The 253-nt window shown below is 53.0% G+C and carries 1 pseudogene; it reads left to right on the forward strand.

The annotated features are described in order from the left end of the window. A pseudogene (locus O2S87_RS19305) lies at positions 1 to 126 on the forward strand (RNA-guided endonuclease TnpB family protein); the annotation flags it as partial. Positions 127 to 253: the final 127 nt, after the last annotated feature.

The following is a 253-nucleotide window of genomic DNA, read 5'->3' on the forward strand; positions in this document are numbered from 1 at the left end:
CAACGCCAAGCTGACTTGAAGCGAAAGCGTCGGGACTTCCTTCACAAGCTCTCGGCGTACTACGCTCGGGAATACGACCTTGTAGCGGTCGAAGACCTCGACGCCAAGGGGTTGATGGAACTGCCGTTGCCTCGTTGCGCCGCTAATTAATCGCACTCTCGGTGCTTTCTCCGTCCAGTTTCCGTGAAAGTTGTATGCAATTGGACGCCTTCTGTCGATATGAAGTCGAAGCGGTCAACAATACGACAATGTA

This window comes from Halohasta sp. A2 (assembly GCF_056175805.1).